The 15933-nt window shown below is 65.6% G+C and carries 16 protein-coding genes; 7 read left to right on the top strand and 9 right to left on the bottom strand.

Annotation, left to right across the window (positions count from 1 at the left end; genetic code table 11):
* Nucleotides 1–2 precede the first annotated feature (2 nt).
* From ACFQ00_RS11030 to ACFQ00_RS11015, 4 genes are read left to right on the top strand one after another with little or no spacing between them, the layout of a single operon-like run.
* Nucleotides 3–191: a tautomerase family protein gene (locus tag ACFQ00_RS11030; RefSeq protein ID WP_381490347.1), complete on the top strand. Its 189-nt coding sequence runs from the start codon at nt 3–5 to the stop codon at nt 189–191.
* Between the two features lie 2 nt (nt 192–193).
* Nucleotides 194–1345 (top strand): PepSY-associated TM helix domain-containing protein, encoded by a 1152-nt coding sequence (locus ACFQ00_RS11025; RefSeq protein ID WP_381490344.1) that lies wholly within the window; start codon nt 194–196, stop codon nt 1343–1345.
* Complete coding sequence (locus ACFQ00_RS11020; protein ID WP_381490341.1) at nt 1342–2025, top strand: class II aldolase/adducin family protein; 684 nt, start codon at nt 1342–1344, stop codon at nt 2023–2025. The genes ACFQ00_RS11025 and ACFQ00_RS11020 overlap by 4 nt, the downstream gene beginning before the upstream one ends.
* Before the next feature lie 9 nt (nt 2026–2034).
* Nucleotides 2035–2475 (top strand): MarR family winged helix-turn-helix transcriptional regulator, encoded by a 441-nt coding sequence (locus ACFQ00_RS11015; RefSeq protein ID WP_381490338.1) that lies wholly within the window; start codon nt 2035–2037, stop codon nt 2473–2475.
* A 110-nt stretch (nt 2476–2585) separates the two neighbouring features.
* Here ACFQ00_RS11015 and ACFQ00_RS11010 read toward each other — a convergent pair whose 3' ends face one another.
* Nucleotides 2586–3344, bottom strand: a complete 759-nt coding sequence (locus tag ACFQ00_RS11010) for an IclR family transcriptional regulator (RefSeq protein WP_381490335.1) — start codon at nt 3342–3344, stop codon at nt 2586–2588.
* A gap of 96 nt (nt 3345–3440) precedes the next feature.
* On the opposite strand from ACFQ00_RS11010, the gene ACFQ00_RS11005 reads away from it, so the two are divergent.
* Genes ACFQ00_RS11005 through dmpG form a run of 3 tightly spaced genes read left to right on the top strand, consistent with a single transcriptional unit; the run spans nt 3441 to nt 6186 of the window.
* A complete protein-coding gene (locus ACFQ00_RS11005; protein WP_381490332.1) occupies nt 3441–4229 on the top strand; it encodes a 2-keto-4-pentenoate hydratase in 789 nt (262 codons plus the stop codon).
* The gene (locus ACFQ00_RS11000; RefSeq protein WP_374598472.1) at nt 4226–5158 is read left to right on the top strand and encodes an acetaldehyde dehydrogenase (acetylating); all 933 of its coding nucleotides are present in this window, start codon (nt 4226–4228) and stop codon (nt 5156–5158) included. Before ACFQ00_RS11005 ends, ACFQ00_RS11000 begins: the two co-directional genes overlap by 4 nt.
* Complete coding sequence (gene dmpG / locus ACFQ00_RS10995; protein ID WP_381490327.1) at nt 5155–6186, top strand: 4-hydroxy-2-oxovalerate aldolase; 1032 nt, start codon at nt 5155–5157, stop codon at nt 6184–6186. Before ACFQ00_RS11000 ends, dmpG begins: the two co-directional genes overlap by 4 nt.
* Here dmpG and acuI read toward each other — a convergent pair.
* The 8 genes from acuI to ACFQ00_RS10955 all read right to left on the bottom strand — a co-directional run bounded on the left by acuI (nt 6183) and on the right by ACFQ00_RS10955 (nt 15863).
* On the bottom strand, nt 6183–7160 hold the full coding sequence (gene acuI / locus ACFQ00_RS10990; RefSeq protein ID WP_381490324.1) for an acrylyl-CoA reductase (NADPH): 978 nt from the start codon (nt 7158–7160) through the stop codon (nt 6183–6185). The two genes, dmpG and acuI, sit on opposite strands and share 4 nt — an antisense overlap.
* An 11-nt stretch (nt 7161–7171) precedes the next feature.
* A complete protein-coding gene (locus ACFQ00_RS10985) occupies nt 7172–7945 on the bottom strand; it encodes a methyltransferase family protein (RefSeq protein WP_381490321.1) in 774 nt (257 codons plus the stop codon).
* 12 nt (nt 7946–7957) lie between these two features.
* The gene (locus ACFQ00_RS10980; RefSeq protein WP_381490318.1) at nt 7958–8425 is read right to left on the bottom strand and encodes a DUF3237 domain-containing protein; all 468 of its coding nucleotides are present in this window, start codon (nt 8423–8425) and stop codon (nt 7958–7960) included.
* Nucleotides 8422–9195: a glucose 1-dehydrogenase gene (locus ACFQ00_RS10975; protein ID WP_381490315.1), complete on the bottom strand. Its 774-nt coding sequence runs from the start codon at nt 9193–9195 to the stop codon at nt 8422–8424. Before ACFQ00_RS10975 ends, ACFQ00_RS10980 begins: the two co-directional genes overlap by 4 nt.
* 13 nt (nt 9196–9208) lie before the next feature.
* Nucleotides 9209–11788 (bottom strand): TonB-dependent receptor, encoded by a 2580-nt coding sequence (locus tag ACFQ00_RS10970; protein WP_381490312.1) that lies wholly within the window; start codon nt 11786–11788, stop codon nt 9209–9211.
* A gap of 123 nt (nt 11789–11911) precedes the next feature.
* A complete protein-coding gene (locus ACFQ00_RS10965; RefSeq protein WP_381490309.1) occupies nt 11912–13021 on the bottom strand; it encodes a saccharopine dehydrogenase family protein in 1110 nt (369 codons plus the stop codon).
* On the bottom strand, nt 13018–14652 hold the full coding sequence (locus tag ACFQ00_RS10960) for an AMP-binding protein (protein ID WP_381490306.1): 1635 nt from the start codon (nt 14650–14652) through the stop codon (nt 13018–13020). The genes ACFQ00_RS10965 and ACFQ00_RS10960 overlap by 4 nt, the downstream gene beginning before the upstream one ends.
* On the bottom strand, nt 14649–15863 hold the full coding sequence (locus ACFQ00_RS10955; RefSeq protein WP_381490303.1) for a thiolase family protein: 1215 nt from the start codon (nt 15861–15863) through the stop codon (nt 14649–14651). The genes ACFQ00_RS10960 and ACFQ00_RS10955 overlap by 4 nt, the downstream gene beginning before the upstream one ends.
* Between the last annotated feature and the right edge of the window lie 70 nt (nt 15864–15933).

Below are 15933 nucleotides of genomic sequence, written 5' to 3'. Positions count from 1 at the left end.
CCATGCCCATCGTTCAGGTGAACATCCTCGAAGGTCGCTCGCAGGAAGCGAAAAGCGATTTCGCGCGCGCCGTCACCGACGCTGCCGTGGAACATCTCGGCGTCCAGCCCGCGCAGGTCCGCGTGCTCATCAGCGAGATCGCGCCGCAGCACTGGTTCACGGCGGGCGCATCCAAGGCACCGGTATCCTGACCATGGCAACCATCGCAGCCCCCGTCCGCTCCGGCCCCATGCTCAGCCGCAAGGCGCGCGTCCGCCTCTTCTGGTTGAAGCTGCATCGCTGGATCGGCCTTGCCCTGCTCGTCGTGATGGCGGCGTTCGGCATCACCGGCTCGGTGCTCGTCTGGCCCGACACGTTCGATGCGATGGTGAACCCGGGCCGGTACACGCCCGCCAATGCGTCCGGCTTCGTGCCGACCGAAGCCTTCCTTGAAAAGGCCCGCGCTGCGCTTCCCGAAGGCGACCGCATCAGCGGCCTTCGCGTCACCGAAAGCGGCACCGTGATGGTCGCCGGCGACGTCAACGGCCCACCCCCCGCGGGGCTCGGACCGCCCAGCCGCGTGCAGGTCTGGCTGCATCCCGAAACCGGCGCAGTGCTCGACAGGAGCGCTGGCACAGGCGGCTTCATCTGGGCCATGCACGCCATTCATGGCCATCTGCTGCTCAAAACCTTTGGGCGCGAGGCCGTGGCGCTCTCCGGGGTCATCCTGCTTTTCACCTCCGTAGTGGGCGTGTGGCTTTGGTGGCCCGGCCGCCGCAATCTCGTTCGTGCACTCGCTTGGCGGAAGCAGTATTCAAAGAGCATGAACCTGCATCGCCAAACCGGCGCCGTGCTTGCCGTCGTCCTCATCCTCGAGGCGGCGACCGGCACATGGATCGCGCTTCCGCGCCTCTTCGGCCAGTTGGTCGAGCCGAGCGCCGAAGCCGCCCGCGCGCCCACGGAGGGCCCGCCCGTTTCCGCGCCGATGGCCCGCCCCGCGCTTTCGATCGACGATGCCGTTCATCGCGCGGCAGGCGCGCTTCCGGGTGCGGGACCCCTCGTTACCGTGTTCACGCCGAGCGAAACGAATCCGGTCTGGGCGGTCAGCCTCCGCACATCGGCCGGCCCCGCCACCGTTCTCGTGGACGATACGAATGGCAGCACCACGGTTCGCGAAGAGCCGGCGCCCGGTCGCGCCGCGCGCGTCACCTCGGTCATGGAAGCGATCCATTTCGGCCAGGGCCCATTCGTCTGGACGATCATCATCTTCGCGTCCGGCATCGTGCTCACGCTGCTGTCGGTCACCGGCCTGCTGATCTGGCAGCAGGAACGCGCGCGCCGCATGAAGCGGGGCGTGAAGGCATGACGGCAGCGCGAGCGGAGGCCGAACGGCGGTTGCGGATCGCGGGCCGCGCCGTGGCGCGTGCCGGGTTCGTGCACGCCTATGGGCACTGCTCGCTGCGCGTCGATGCCGATCATTTCCTCGTCTCGCCCTCGATGCCGCTTGGCCTCGTGCCGCCCGGCGAGCCGTGCCACCTGCTCCGCATCGATGCACCGCTTCCCGAAAACGTGCTCGGCGAGGTCCGCATCCACCGCGAAATCTACCGGCGGCGGCCGGACGTTGCCGGTATCGTCCGCTCGATGCCGCCGCACGTGATGACACTTGCCGCGCACAGCGCCGTGCCCGTGCCGCGCCACGGCTTCGGCACCTATTTCCATCCCGCGCCTGAACTCTGGAACGACATCCAGCTCCTGCGGTCGGACGAGGCGGCCGCGCAGCTCGCGGACCAGCTCGGCGACGGCCGCGCGATCCTGATGCGCGGCAACGGCGCGGTGGTCGCGGGCGGTTCGATCGAGGAAGCCGTCGTGCTCACCTGGTATCTGGAGGATATGGCGCGCGTCGATCTCGCCGGGCGCGCCGCCGGGCTCTCCGGCGCGCCCACGCCCGATGCCGCCGCGTGCAACGCGCGCGCGACATGGGCTGGCGCGATCCGCGAACGCATGTGGGATTATCTGACGGTGGACGATCCCGAATATCGTTCCTAAAAGCGGTGGATGGCAAAGAAACCATTCGCCGATTTCGATCTCGCCTTTTCCGCTGGTCATCTTCTTCGCCGCTGCCACCAGCGTTCGCACGAACTCTTCAACGAAACCATGGCGCCTTTCGGCCTCACCCGGCAGCAGACTGCGCTGCTCATCACGCTGCTGCGTGAGCCCGGTGCGAGTGTGCAGGAGCTTGCGGACATCACCGGCACCGATCGCAACACGCTTGGCGGCATCATCACGCGCCTCGTCTCGAAAGGCCTTGTCGATCAGCGCCGCTCCGAACGCGACGCGCGCGCCTACGAGCTTGAAATCTCGCAGCAGGGCCTCGCCCTGCTGCACGAGATGGAAGCGGGTGTGAAGCGGGTGCAGGAGCAGATCCTCGCCCCACTCGATCCCGAGGAGCGCGAGGCCTTCATCGGCTACGCCCGCAAGCTCGCCAGCCTCGGCTAGAGCGTCGTGCGGAAAAGTGGGAACCGGTTTTTCGCGAAAAAACGATGCGTTAACAAAGAAATAGAGCAAGTTGCGTGATTCCGAAATCACGCAGCTTGCTCTAAGCTTTTTTATAACAGCGCCGCGAATGGCGTCATCGTCTCCGCCGCCTCCAGCGCCGCGTCCTGCAATCGGGTGAGCACCGGCACGCGTGTACGCCGCGCCGGCCAGTTTCCGGAGCCAGAGAGCGATATCGCGAAGGTCACCGCGCCGCTCGCGGCAGGCACCGGTACGGCGAGGCAGGTAAGGCCGGAAACCACCTCTTCGTCATCCACGGCATACCCCTCCGCGCGGATACGATCGAACGCCTGCCGCAAAGCGTCCGGGTCCGTGATCGTGCGCGGCGTCAGCGCGATGAACGGCGCGCTGGCGAGATATTCGGCCTGATCCTCCCCGGGCAGGTGCGCGAGCAGAACCTTGCCGATGCCCGAACAATACGCCTCCAGCTGAATACCTTCGCGCGTGAACAGGCCTGTCTCATCGCCTTCCTTGATCAGGTACGTCACCATGTTGCTCTCAAGGCGGCCGAGATGCGCCGTCAGCCCCGTGCGCTGTGCCAGCTTCGCGAGCACGGGCCGCGCCGCCTCCGCAGCCGCGGTATGCGCCGAGACGGCACCGCTGACCGCGAGCAGCGCTGGACCCGCCACGAAATGGCCGCGCCGCACCCGGTGCAGATAGCCGCCCTTCGTGAGCGTCGTAGCAAGGCGGTGCGTGGTGGCGATCGGAAGGCCGAGCTCCTGCCCGATATCGAGCGCGGATCTGCGCGCGCCATCGCGCGAAACGGCCGCGAGCAGCGCAAGGCCCCGCTCCAGCGCGGCGACGGATGGCATTCCCTTTTTCACCTGATGAGAACTAGAGCCTTTGGCTCGCTGTGCGCAACTGCTGCTTGCGCTTATGGTCGGCAGAGAAAAACAGGAGAACCGATCTTGGGCCGGGATTTGGAAAACACCGCCGCGCGGCTGCGCGATGCCTATGTCGGATCGGTGATCCCGCCGCTCCGCGACGCGCTGGAACCGAACGACGTGGACGGCGCCTATGCCGTCCAGGCGATCAACACCCGCTTCTGGGAAGCCGCCGGCCGCCGCATCGTCGGACGCAAGGTGGGATTGACCGCAAAGGCCGTGCAACAGCAGCTCGGCGTCGATCAGCCCGATTTCGGCGTGCTGTTCGACGACATGGAGGTCGCCGACGGCGGCGTCATCCCGGCCGGGCGCCTGATCCAGCCCAAGGCCGAGGCGGAGGTCGCCCTGATCCTCGGCAGCGACCTTCCCGGGCCGGATATCACGCGCGCCGATGTCGAAGCTGCCGTCGCGGAGGTCGCCGCCGCGATCGAGATCGTCGACAGCCGCATCGCCGACTGGAAGATCACCTTCGCCGACACGGTCGCCGACAACGGCTCCTCGGCCATGTTCGCGCTGTCGGAAACCCGCAAGCCCCTCGCCGGTCTTGATCTCTGGACCTGCGGCATGGCGCTCGAGGTGAACGGCGCGGTCGTCTCGCTCGGTGCGGGCTGCGCCTGCCTCGGTCACCCGCTGAACGCCGCCGCATGGCTCGCGCAGACGCTCGCGGCACGCGGCGAGCCGCTGCGCGCGGGCGACATCATCCTCACCGGCGCGCTCGGCCCGATGGTCCCCATCCAGCCCGGCGACAGCGTGCGCGCCACGATCGGCGGGCTCGGCACCGTCTCATTCAGTTGCGGAAAGGAAGGCGCATGAGCGCGAAGGTCAAGGTCGCGATCATCGGTTCGGGCAATATCGGCACCGACCTGATGATCAAAGTGATGCGCCTGTCGGATACGCTGGAAATGGGCGCGTTCGTCGGCATCGATCCGGAATCGGACGGGCTGAAGCGCGCCGAGCGTCTCGGCGTGCCGATCACTGCGGGCGGTATCGACGGCCTCGTCGCCATGCCGGAATTCGCCGACATCGCCATCGTGTTCGATGCGACCTCGGCGGGCGCGCACGCGAAGCACAACGAGATCCTGCAGGCCCACGGCAAGCGCGTGATCGACCTCACCCCCGCCGCGATCGGCCCATTCACGATCCCGCCTGTAAATGGCGACGCCAACCTCGACGAGCGCAACGTCAACATGGTGACCTGCGGCGGTCAGGCGACGATCCCGATCGTGAACGCCGTGAACCGCGTCGCGAAGGTGCATTACGGCGAAATCGTCGCGTCGATCGCATCCAAGTCCGCAGGCCCCGGCACGCGCGCCAATATCGATGAGTTCACCGAAACCACGAGCCGCGCCATCGTCGAGGTCGGCGGCGCAACGCGCGGCAAGGCGATCATCATTCTCAACCCCGCCGAACCGCCGCTCATCATGCGCGACACCGTCTATTGCCTCGCCGAAGACGGTGACACCGCCGCGATCGAAGCCTCCGTCGAGGCGATGGTCGCCGAAGTGCAGAAATATGTGCCAGGCTACCGCATGAAGCAGAAGGTGCAGTTCGAGCATATCGGCTCCAACCGCCCCTTGCGGATCCCGGAGATGGACGGCGAGTTCACCGGCCTCAAGGTCAGCGTGTTCCTCGAAGTGGAAGGCGCCGCCCACTATCTCCCCGCCTACGCGGGCAATCTCGACATCATGACCTCGGCGGCATTGAAGACCGCCGAGAAGATCGCGGAAAGGATCGCCGCATGAGCTTCGACCCCACCAAGACCAAGCTCTACATTCAGGACGTCACGCTGCGCGACGGGATGCACGCCATCCGTCACCAATATGGTCTCGATCATGTGAAGGCGATCGCGAAAACGCTCGACCGCGCCAAGGTGGATGCGATCGAAGTGGCGCATGGCGACGGGCTGTCCGGCGGCTCGTTCAACTACGGCTTCGGCGCGCACACCGATTGGGACTGGATCGCCGCCGTCGCCGAGGTTCTGGAACACAGCGTGCTGACGACGCTGCTCCTCCCCGGCATCGGCACGATCCACGATTTGAAGCACGCCTACGATCTCGGCGTGCGCTCGGTGCGCGTCGCGACGCATTGCACCGAGGCGGACGTTTCGAAGCAGCATATCGAATATGCGCGCGGGCTCGGCATGGATGTCTCGGGCTTCCTGATGATGAGCCACATGTCGGAGCCGGAGCCCCTCGCGAAGCAGGCCAAGCTGATGGAGGACTACGGCGCGCACTGCGTCTACGTCACCGACAGCGGCGGCGCCATGACGATGGATCAGTATGCCGCGCGCCTGCAGGCCTACGACCGCGTCCTGAAGCCGGAAACGCAGCGCGGCGTCCACGCGCACCACAACCTGTCGCTCGGCGTCGCGAACTCGATCGTCGCCGTCCAGAACGGCGCGGTGCGTGTCGATGCGAGCCTCGCGGGCATGGGCGCGGGCGCGGGCAACGCCCCGCTCGAAGTGTTCATCGCCGCCGCCGACGTCCACGGCTGGAACCACGGCTGCGATCTCTACGCTCTGATGGACGCTGCCGAGGATCTCGTCCGGCCCTTGCAGGACCGCCCCGTGCGCGTCGACCGCGAAACGCTCACGCTCGGCTACGCAGGCGTCTATTCAAGCTTCCTGCGCCACGCCGAAAAAGCCGCCGCCGAATACGGCCTCGATACGCGCGCGATCCTCGTCGAACTCGGCCGCCGCAAGATGGTCGGCGGTCAGGAAGACATGATCGTCGACGTCGCGCTCGACATGCTCAAGGAAAGCGCCGTTTAAACGGTAACGACGATGCGCCCGCGCACCTTGCCCTGGAGGATGTCCCCCGCCGAGGGAATGACATCCTCCAGCGCGATCTCGCGGATCATGCTTTCGAGCTTCGCGGGATCGAGGTCGCGGGCCAGCCGGCTCCACGCCTCTTCCCGATCCGCGCGCGGCGCCATCACGCTGTCGACGCCCGAGAGCGTCACGTTGCGCAGGATGAACGGGTAGAGCGTCGCCGGAAGGTCGATGCCCTGCGCGAGGCCGGTCGCCGCGACGATGCCGCCGTAGCGCGTCTGCGCGCAGACGTTGACGAGGGTGTGGCTGCCCACGGTATCGATCGCCCCGGCCCAGCGTTCGGCCTGCATCGGCGCGCCGGGTTCGGCGAGCGTATTCCTGTCGATGATCTCCGCGGCGCCAAGCGCCTTCAGATAATTAGCGCCCTCCGGCCTGCCCGTGGAGGCCACAACCCGGTAGCCGAGCTTCGAAAGCACCGCGATGGCGACACTGCCGACGCCGCCGCTCGCGCCTGTCACGATCACCTCGCCGTCGCCGGGCTTCACGCCCAGCTTCTCGAGCCGGAGCACGCACAGCATCGCCGCGTACCCGGCCGTACCGATCGCCATGGCCTGCCGCGTCGTGAAGGCATCCGGCAGCCGGACGAGCCAGTCCCCGTTCACCCGCGCCTTGCCCGCAAGCCCGCCCCAGTGCCGCTCGCCGACGCCCCAGCCGTTCAGCACCACGCGGTCGCCCGCTTTCCAGTCCGGATGGTCGCTCGCTTCAACGACGCCCGCGAAATCGATGCCGGGCACCATCGGGAAACTCTGGATGAGCGGAATCGCGCCGGTGATGGCAAGCCCGTCCTTGAAGTTCACCGTCGAGTATTCGACACGAACAGTGACGTTCCCCTCAGGCAAATCGCCATCGTCCAGCGTCGCGATCCTCGCCGCCTGCCCGGCATCCGTCTTGTCGATAACAATGGCCTTGAACATGCGGTAAACTCCTATGATTTCCGAAGGCGGTCGGCGAGCGCGCGGCCGTTCAGCAGGCCCCACGGGATCAGCAGCCCCGTCTTCGCCTTGTACTCCGCCCAGCCCGGATGACGCGAGATGGCGTGATCCTTCTGATACATGCGCGGCAGGAAGGTGGAGACGGTCGCGTAGATCACGATCGCCCACGCGATCCAGTGCTGTGCGAGCAGCGCATAGGCCGAATAGATCATGATCTCGCCGAGATAATTCGGGTTGCGCGTGTAGGCATAAAGCCCGCCGGTGAAGAGCCCCGAGCGATACTTCAGCGTAAAGTGCCGCTGGCCGTCGGCAGCGATCATCGTGACGACGCCGAGCGTATGGAGCGCGATCGCGGCGGCGAGCAGCGGCCCCGAAGGATCGATGTGCCGCGAGAGGAACAGCCACGGGATCAGCCAGTACCACGCGACCAGCATCACATACATGTTCACCGCGCCCCACCACGCCGTCGTGCGGTCGAGCTGGTGGTCGCGGAAACCGAGATCCTTGATGAGCCAGCAATAGCCGTAGCAGCCGTGCAGCGCGAGATAGACCCACGCCGCGTCGCTGAAATTGTCCGTCACCCGCATCATCCCGAAGATGATGAACACGGTGAAAATCTTGTGCAGATTCACCGCCGTCGCGACCTTGATACGCGGGCTACCCTTCGCCTCGAAGATCAGGTTCGCATGAATCCAAAGCATGAAGCGCGCCCATGCCGGAACGGGTTCGCGTTCCGTCTCCGCTCCGCCGATTGCCGTCGTCGCCATGATGCCCTCCCCTCAGAGTATCTCGTAGGTGCGGTACTGCACGCCGCCGTTCCCCGTGCTACCGATCCCGACCGCGCAAATGCTGTTCAGCCATGCGTAGTCGGCGCTGCCGGTTTCGAAGAGAACGAGCGTGCGGAAATAATAGCGCGATGGGTCGACAGGCTTTGCCGCCGCCACGTCCAGCACGGCATGCAGCAGAGCCGGATCAGCGACGATGCGCCCCGTATAGGTGAGATAGACAAGCGCGCCGTCATCGGTTTCCACCGTGGCGCGCACATCGAGCGCGATCGAGCCGTCGCTGCGCACGAGTGCCCAGTCACCCCCGGGCGGAATGAACCGCCCGTTCAGCCGCTCGCCTTTCAGCGTGCCGCCGCTAACCGGAAAGATCGCGCGCTGCCCATTCGGCGTCGCGCCGATCGTGATGGGCGCGGTGAGCGCAATGTCCGCATCATAGAGATGCCGGTATCGAAGCTCGGTCATGCCGCTGTGTACCCTCCGTCCACGATGAGTTCGCTTCCTGTCATGTACCGCGCATCGTCGCTGGCGAGAAACAGGATCGGCCCCGCGATTTCGTCAGGGACCGCGAACCGCCCGATCGGAATGCGCGCCAGCGTTTCCGCCGCGAAGGCCGCGCCCGCCTCGGCTTCCATCGTGCCGATGGCGTCCGACACCAGCAGCGTATCGGTGTAACCGGGGTGCATCGAGTTGACGCGGATCGGATAGCCGTGCCGCGCGCAGTGCAGCGCCGCATTGCGCGTGAGCAGCTTCACCGCACCCTTCGAGGCGTTGTAGGCGGCAAGCAAGGGCTCGCCGACATTGCCCGCAATGGAGGCGATGTTGACGATCGCCCCGCCCCTCTCCTTCATCACGCCGATCGCGGCCTTGGTGCCAAGGAATACGCCCTCCACGTTCACCGCCATGGTCAGCCGCCAATCGGCGAGCGAGCTTTCCTCGATGGAAGCAATGCGCGCGATCCCGGCATTGTTCACCAGCACGTCGAGGCGGCCATGCCGATGGATCACGTCCGCGACAAGCCGGTCCCAGTCCGCCTCGCGCGTCACATCCTGCACGGCCGCCTCAACGGCCAGGCCCTCGCCCGAAAGGCGCGCCGCCTGCGCCTCTACCTCGCCATTCAGCACATCGGTGATGACGACCACCGCGCCCTCGCGCGCGAACCGCTCGGCGGAGGCAAGGCCGATGCCCCGCGCTCCGCCGGTGATGACGACGACCTTGCCTTCGAAACGCCGCATGATCGTCTCCACCTCAGAACCGCGCCGTGACTTCGACACCGTAGGTGCGCGGCGATGCCCGGTTCAGATAATCGAGGCCGAACACGTCGATGTTGAGCCCGTAGGTGTAGTAGAACTTGTTGGTGAGGTTCTTGCCCCACACGCTGATCGAGACGTTTTCCATGTCGTAGGTCAGGCGGCTGTTGAACAGCCAGTAGCCGGGATTGCCGCAGGCGATGGCGGGGCCGGCCTGCAGGATATTGAAGCCGGGCGCCGGCGCATCGCACGGCGATTGGCCGTAGTCCTTGAACGGATCGAAATAATATTTGCCCATGTAGGATGTGTCGCCACGCAGCGTCAGCGTGCCGTTCCCGATCTCGGCGACATCCCAGTCGAAGCCTGCCGAGAACGTGATCTCCGGCGCATTCGGGAACGGATTGCCGTTTACGTTGCGCGTCGGGCTGCTCGGATTGGTAGGATCGAGCACGTTGCCCTTGTATTTGCTGTTGAGCAGCCCGAGCGACGCATCGAAGCGCAGCGTGTCGAGCGCCTGCCACGCCAGTTCCGCCTCGCCGCCATAGAGCCGTCCGTTGGCACTGCGCGTGAAGGTGGTGGCGCCGATCACCTGCGTCACCTGATGGTTCGAATAATCGTAATAGAAGCCCGCGAGATTGAGCTGCACGCTGCGATCGAACAGCCGCGTCTTCAGGCCGCCTTCGTATGCGTTCACCTTCTCGGGCTGGATATAATAAACCTGATTGGTGCCCTGATAGGCAAGGCCGTTGAAACTGCCGCTGCGATAGCCACGGCTGTAGTTCACATAGCCCATGATATCGTCGGTGAAATCGTAGCTCACGTTGATGCGGCCGGTCAGCCGGTTCGCCTTTTCGCGCTGGCTCACAGCGGGCAGGCTCGGATCATAAGGGAAGCTGTACGGGATCGTGCTCGCCACGATGTTGTTGCCCGCAAGATCGTAAAGGATCGTGCGGCCGTTCGAGTACTTCACCTTGTCCATCGTGTAGCGAAGGCCGACGCTGATATTGAGCTGATCGGTCACGTCGAAGCTCACGTCGCCATAGATCGCCTTCGAAGGCCGCGTGATCGTGTAATACTGATCGCCGAGGATGGGGCTGAACGGCGGCGCGCCCGCCGCACGGCACGCCGCCGAGAAGGCCCCGCCGAACCCGCCGCCGCCGCTGTTGTCGATGGCGATGTCGGTCAGCAGCGCAACGAGCGAACGCGCATCGAGGAAACCGGTGGGATTGACGTTCACCGGCGCGCAGAAACCCGGATCGGTCGGCGCGAGCGTCGGATCGAGCGCAAACGCGGGCAGGATGCCGATCGAATCCGGCGTCGCGATCGCGGGGTTGCTGTAGGTGCCGGGCAGCCCCGCGCCGAGCAGGATCGGACGCAGGATGCCGAAGAAATCGACCTCGTTATGCGTATCCACCTTGTCGCGGCCGTAGTAGAGGCCGCCGATCACGTTGATCCGGTCGCCGTTGTAGGTCAGGCGCAGATCCTGATTGAAGTTCTCGCTCTTCGAATTGTACCGCAGCGAGCAGAGATCGTTCGGCGATCCGTCGCAGTCGAACGGCGAATTGCGATACTTGCCCTTGTCGTACCCGGTGATCGAGGTCAGCGTCAGCTCGTCGCTGACATCGTAAGCGATGGTGAGCGCCACGCCCTTTGAGGAGCTGTAATATTTGCCCCCCGTGTCGGATGCCACCTCGTTCCGGTTCAGCAGGCGTCCGCCAAGCGCCGCCTGCGGATCGTAGCGCGAATAGCCGAGCGCATCCCGCCCGCCGCTCAGTTGACCCTGCGAATAGGCGAGCGCCGCCCACGGATCGTCCTTCGAGGCATAGGCCTTCACGGTAATGTCGAGCGCATCGGTCGGCTTGAAGCGCACCGTGACGCGACCCGCGATCGAATCCGTGGTGGCGACGTCGCGGTCCTGGATCGGGTTGAACATGAACCCGTCGCCCTTGGATCGGGTGCCGGCGAAGCGGATACCGAGCACATCGGGTACCAGCGTCGCCTCGAATGCGGCTTCGGCAGTCTTGGTATCGTAGTTGCCGTAGCCGAGCGTCAGATAGCCGTCCGTTCCATCGAGATCGGGACGCTTGGTGAAGAAGCTGATCGCGCCGCCCGTGGTGTTGCGGCCATAAAGCGTGCCCTGCGGGCCGCGCAGCACCTCGACGCGGTCGAGGTCGTAAAGCTGCTGGCCGTGGCTGGCGCGGAAACTCTGATAGACCTCGTCCACGTATACGCCCACCGGCGAGGCCGTAGAGGCCGTGAACTCGTTCGCCACCGAGATACCGCGCAGCGAGAAGTTCGGCTGCGTCTTGCCGTAGGGTGTCGTCACCTGCAGGTTCGGCATCGTGCCCATCAGATCGGACGTTTCCGAAACGCCGCGCGCCGCGAGATCATCACCGGTGAATGCCGAAACGGCGACCGGCACGTCCTGCAGATTCTGGCTGCGCTTCTGCGCGGTAACGACGATCTCCTCGAGCCCACCCGAAACTTCGGTCGCGGCGTCCTGTGCGAATGCGGGCGCGGCCATTGCCGTCGAAAGCAGCAGCAGCGACAGCCGCGTCGTTTGCATTTTCCTGTCCATATGATCCTCCCCTGATCGTTTGTGCGGACAAAACTCACCTGTTCCCGCCGGAGCCATCCGGCGGGCCGTAACGTCTGCAATGATTTTTGGGGCTTCAGCCCCGCGCGTTGCCGCGCCCTGCGCTCACGTCGCCTGCGCCTCCCACGTGTGATATCCGTGCTCCGCCCACACGTTCAGAATATTGCGGGCGCCGAAAGCCTTCGCCGGAGACTGGAAACCGGCGGCGAGCAATTGTCCGCGAAGGATGCGGCGGCATCCTTCCGCCGCGAGCAGACCGGTCTGGATGTACGGCGCGTTGCCGCGCAGGATCACCGATACGCCGGACGTGTTGCCGCGTCCGATGCACGAGATCACCGATCGGTTGACATCCGGGTTCTCGCGGTCCGGCTCGACCTGCGTCAATTGCCCGCCAAGCTCGTTGCAGATGCGCTCCTGCTCCGCGTCGGGCAGGTGGCTGTATTCCTTCTCGAACTTCTCCAGCGTCGCGATCACCGCATCGAACATCGCCTGGCTGCGGAAGCCGACGAGGGTTGAGCAGTTGCTGACGCGGGCATCGCCTTCGTACCACACCGGCTCGCCGCCGCCCGACCACGGCAGGCCACGGAACAGCCGGTGCGAATCCGGCGCCTTCACGAGGTAGGACGTCGCCATTGGCCAAGCGACGAGCTTCCGGTGCTCGATGTAATATTGCTCGCGCGTGCACATGCGCAGGAACGACTTGGTCGATGCGACGCTGGTCGCGGAGTCGGCGAGGTAAAGGATATCGAGCGAGTCGATGCCGGGCGTTTCAAGCGCGATCTCGGCGGCGATATTCCCCGCTGCCCACATGTAGGATGTTGCGGGCGCCAGCAGCAGACCCTTCGCGGCGAATTTCGCCCCGTAGGTTTCGCGAACATGGCGCATCCAGTCCGCCTCGCCCGTGGTGTCGAGGTAATGGCAGCCCGCTTCGAGGCAGGCCTGCACCACTGGATCGCCGAGCTGCATGAATGGGCCGGTGACGTTGTAGACGACCTTCGCCCCCGCGAAGAGCTTGGCGAGCGACGCTGCATCGTGCGAAACCGCGCGGCATTCGAAGCTCGCGCCCTTCAGCTCAGGCACGCGCGCCATCTGCTCTTCAAGCCGCTTCTGGTCGCGGCCCGCGGCGATGAACGGGATGCCCGCCTCCGCCAGATGCCAGGATATCAGTTTGCCCGTGTAGCCACTGGCGCCATAAACGATGACAGGTGCGCTCATTGCGTCGCTCTCCCCAGAGTGATTGTTGTGGGTCCTGATGGCCCGAAGATTACCGCATCCGGTGCGCCGAGCATCGTGATGAGATGCCGGGCCTGAGGTTTTTCAGAGGCCGTCTTCGGAATTTCGCTGATGATCTGCACCAGCGAGGGCATGGCCGCCGATCCGATCCGCTGCCGGCAGTGCGCGAACACGGAGAGCGGGTCGAAGTCCCCTGCAGGCACGATCGCCGCAACGACCTCTTTCTCGCCCGGCGCGTTCTCCGCCATGGCCGCACCGTAGACGTGAACGTCGCCCACGCCTTCCATCGCGGCGATCTCCGCCTCGATCTGCACGGCGTTCACGAAATCCCCGTTGCGGCGGATCGCGTCTCCGGCGCGGTGCGAGAAAAACACCCAACCGTCCGCATCCTTGTAGCCGATGTCGCCGGTGCGGAACCAGCCACCGCGCGTCTTCGCCGCCGATGCCTCGGGGTTGCGGAAATATTCAACCGCAGGCGTCTCGCTCCCCTCGGGCCGAAAGCACATCTCTCCCAAAACCCCGGCCGCACAGTCTCGGTCGTCTTCATCAAGGATCGCGCAGATCGTCCCGGCCGGCGGCTTCCCGATCGACCCGATCGGCCCGGCGCCCGGCAGGTTGATCGTCAGCCCACCTTCCGCCGCCCCGAAGAACTCCAGCACTTCCACGCCAAACCGCGCCTCGAAATCCCGCCACATGCTGGGCGGCATTCCCGCGCTCAGCACCATGCGCACCTTGTGCTCCCGATCGCGCGGCGACGGCGGCTCCGCGAAGATCGCCACCGCCATGCCGCCGAGCAGGTTGAACACTGTGCAGCCATAGCGCGCCAGAATGTCCCAAAGCCGCGATTTCGAAAAGCGGCGGCTGACGACCAGCGGAAGCTGCATCGAAAGCGCATTGCCGAGCGTGATGAGCTGCGCGTTCGCGTGCGTAAAGGAAAGGCCCGTATAGAGCTTGTCGTCGCTCCGCACCTGAAGCAGCGGTCCGAAGGTGGAAACCGCAGCATAGCGCCCATAAGGCGCAAGGATCGCCTTGGGATCGCCCGTGGTGCCCGACGTGTAGAGCATCTGCATCGGTCGCGCGAGATCGGCGCCGGGATCGGCGGGCAGCGCCCCTGCCCCGGCAAGCGCCTGCGACAGCGCCGCGACCCGGACGCCGGGCAAAGGCGGCGCCGTATCGCCCAGCACCCAAACCCAATCGAGATCGGGCACCTCGGCGATCACCTCGGCAAGCGCCAGAAGCGCTTCCGGCGCCACGATGGCGCCGCGGCACCCGGCGAAGCGCAGCATGAACGCCAGCCGCGCGCCCCGTGTCCGTGGGTCGATCGGCACGAAGATCGTCGCGGCGAGCTCAGAGCCGATCATCGCATCCACGAACTCGGGATGATTGGGCATGACAAGCGCGAAACTGTCGCCCGGATTCATGCCTTCTCCGGCCAGCGCCGCGGCGGTGCGGGCGCCATTCCCCAGCAATTCACGGTAGCTGCGCGTCTCCTCGGCGAAGCTCCCATCCGGCCGGATGTCGACAAACGTCAGCATCGCCCCGCCGTGCGTTTCCGCACCGTCGCGGAGCATCTGCACGGGCGTGCGCAGATTGGGGATGGGCGCGTGGTTCACCGCGAAAGCACCGTCATCACAAGCGCCGCCGCATCCCGGCCGAGAAAGCCGCCACCGTTCTCGGCAACCGCAAGCCGCGCACCTTCGACCTGCCGCGCACCGGCGCGTCCGCGAAGCTGCTCTGTGAGTTCATGAATCTGTGCGAGACCGGTAGCGCCGATCGGATGCCCCTTGCGGACGAGGCCTCCTGAAGTGTTCACCGGCACGCACCCACCAAGCGCCGTCGCGCCGCTTTCGAGAAGCGCCACACCCTCATTGCGCGGACACAGCCCGAGGTATTCGTAATACATCAGCTCGGCGGGCGACGTGGCGTCGTGAAGCTCCACGCAGTCGATATCTTCGGGCGCAATACCCGCCATCGCATAGGCCTCTCCCGCCGCCCATTCGGTGATGCCAGGCGCGCCCGGCGCGGGCTCAAAGGCACTCGCGATCAGCGAGCTACGCACCTGCACGGGATCGGCGATACCGCGTTCGCGCGCGAACTTCGGCGAGACGATCACCGCAGCCGCAGCGCCGTCGCCGAGCGGCGAGCACATCGGCAGCGTCAGCGGCGCCGAGATCAGCGGCGCTGCGAGCACCGCATCGGCATCAAGCACGTCGCGAAACTGCGCACGCGGGTTGAGGCTGCCGTGCCGCGAATTCTTCGCGGAGACCTCGGCGAAATGCCGCGCCGTCGCACCACTCCGCGCACTGTAGTCGCGCGCCATGCGGGCGTAGATGTCCATGAACAGAGAACGCTGCCGTCCCGGCTCGTCGCTAGCGGGCCGGTCGCCGTCCACGTAAGCGTAAAGCTCTTCCGGTTTCTCGACATCGACCGCGCCAAGGAACACGGCGAAGCTCTTCGCCTTGTCCTCGTGGAACAATTTCTCGACACCGAACGCCAGCACCACATCGTAAACACCAAGCGTCACCATCGTGCACGCCTGCTGGAACGCCGTCGATGCTGTCGCGCAGGCGTTCTCCACGTTCACGACCGGAATGCACCCGATGCCCATGCCGCGCAGAATTGCCTGTCCCGCAATACACGCCTGCCCGGTGACGAGCGGTGCGGCGGCATTCCCGGCCCATGCTGCCTCGATCTCGCGCGCCTCGACGTTCGCATCCTTGAGCGCTTCGCCGATCGCCTCGTGCGCGAGGCTGGACAAGCTGCGGTCCAGATGCTTGCCGAAGCGGGTCATCCCGACACCAGCAATGATCGCGTTCTGCTTCATTCCATCCCCTCGGACAAACCTTCCCCGTCGGCCGAAAACCCGTTCGGCCGCGCAATTTCAATTCTGTGTT

Origin of the sequence: Sphingosinicella xenopeptidilytica (assembly GCF_042676985.1) — a bacterium.
Lineage (GTDB): Bacteria > Pseudomonadota > Alphaproteobacteria > Sphingomonadales > Sphingomonadaceae > Sphingosinicella > Sphingosinicella xenopeptidilytica.
This window is presented reverse-complemented; position numbering and strand designations above follow the sequence as displayed.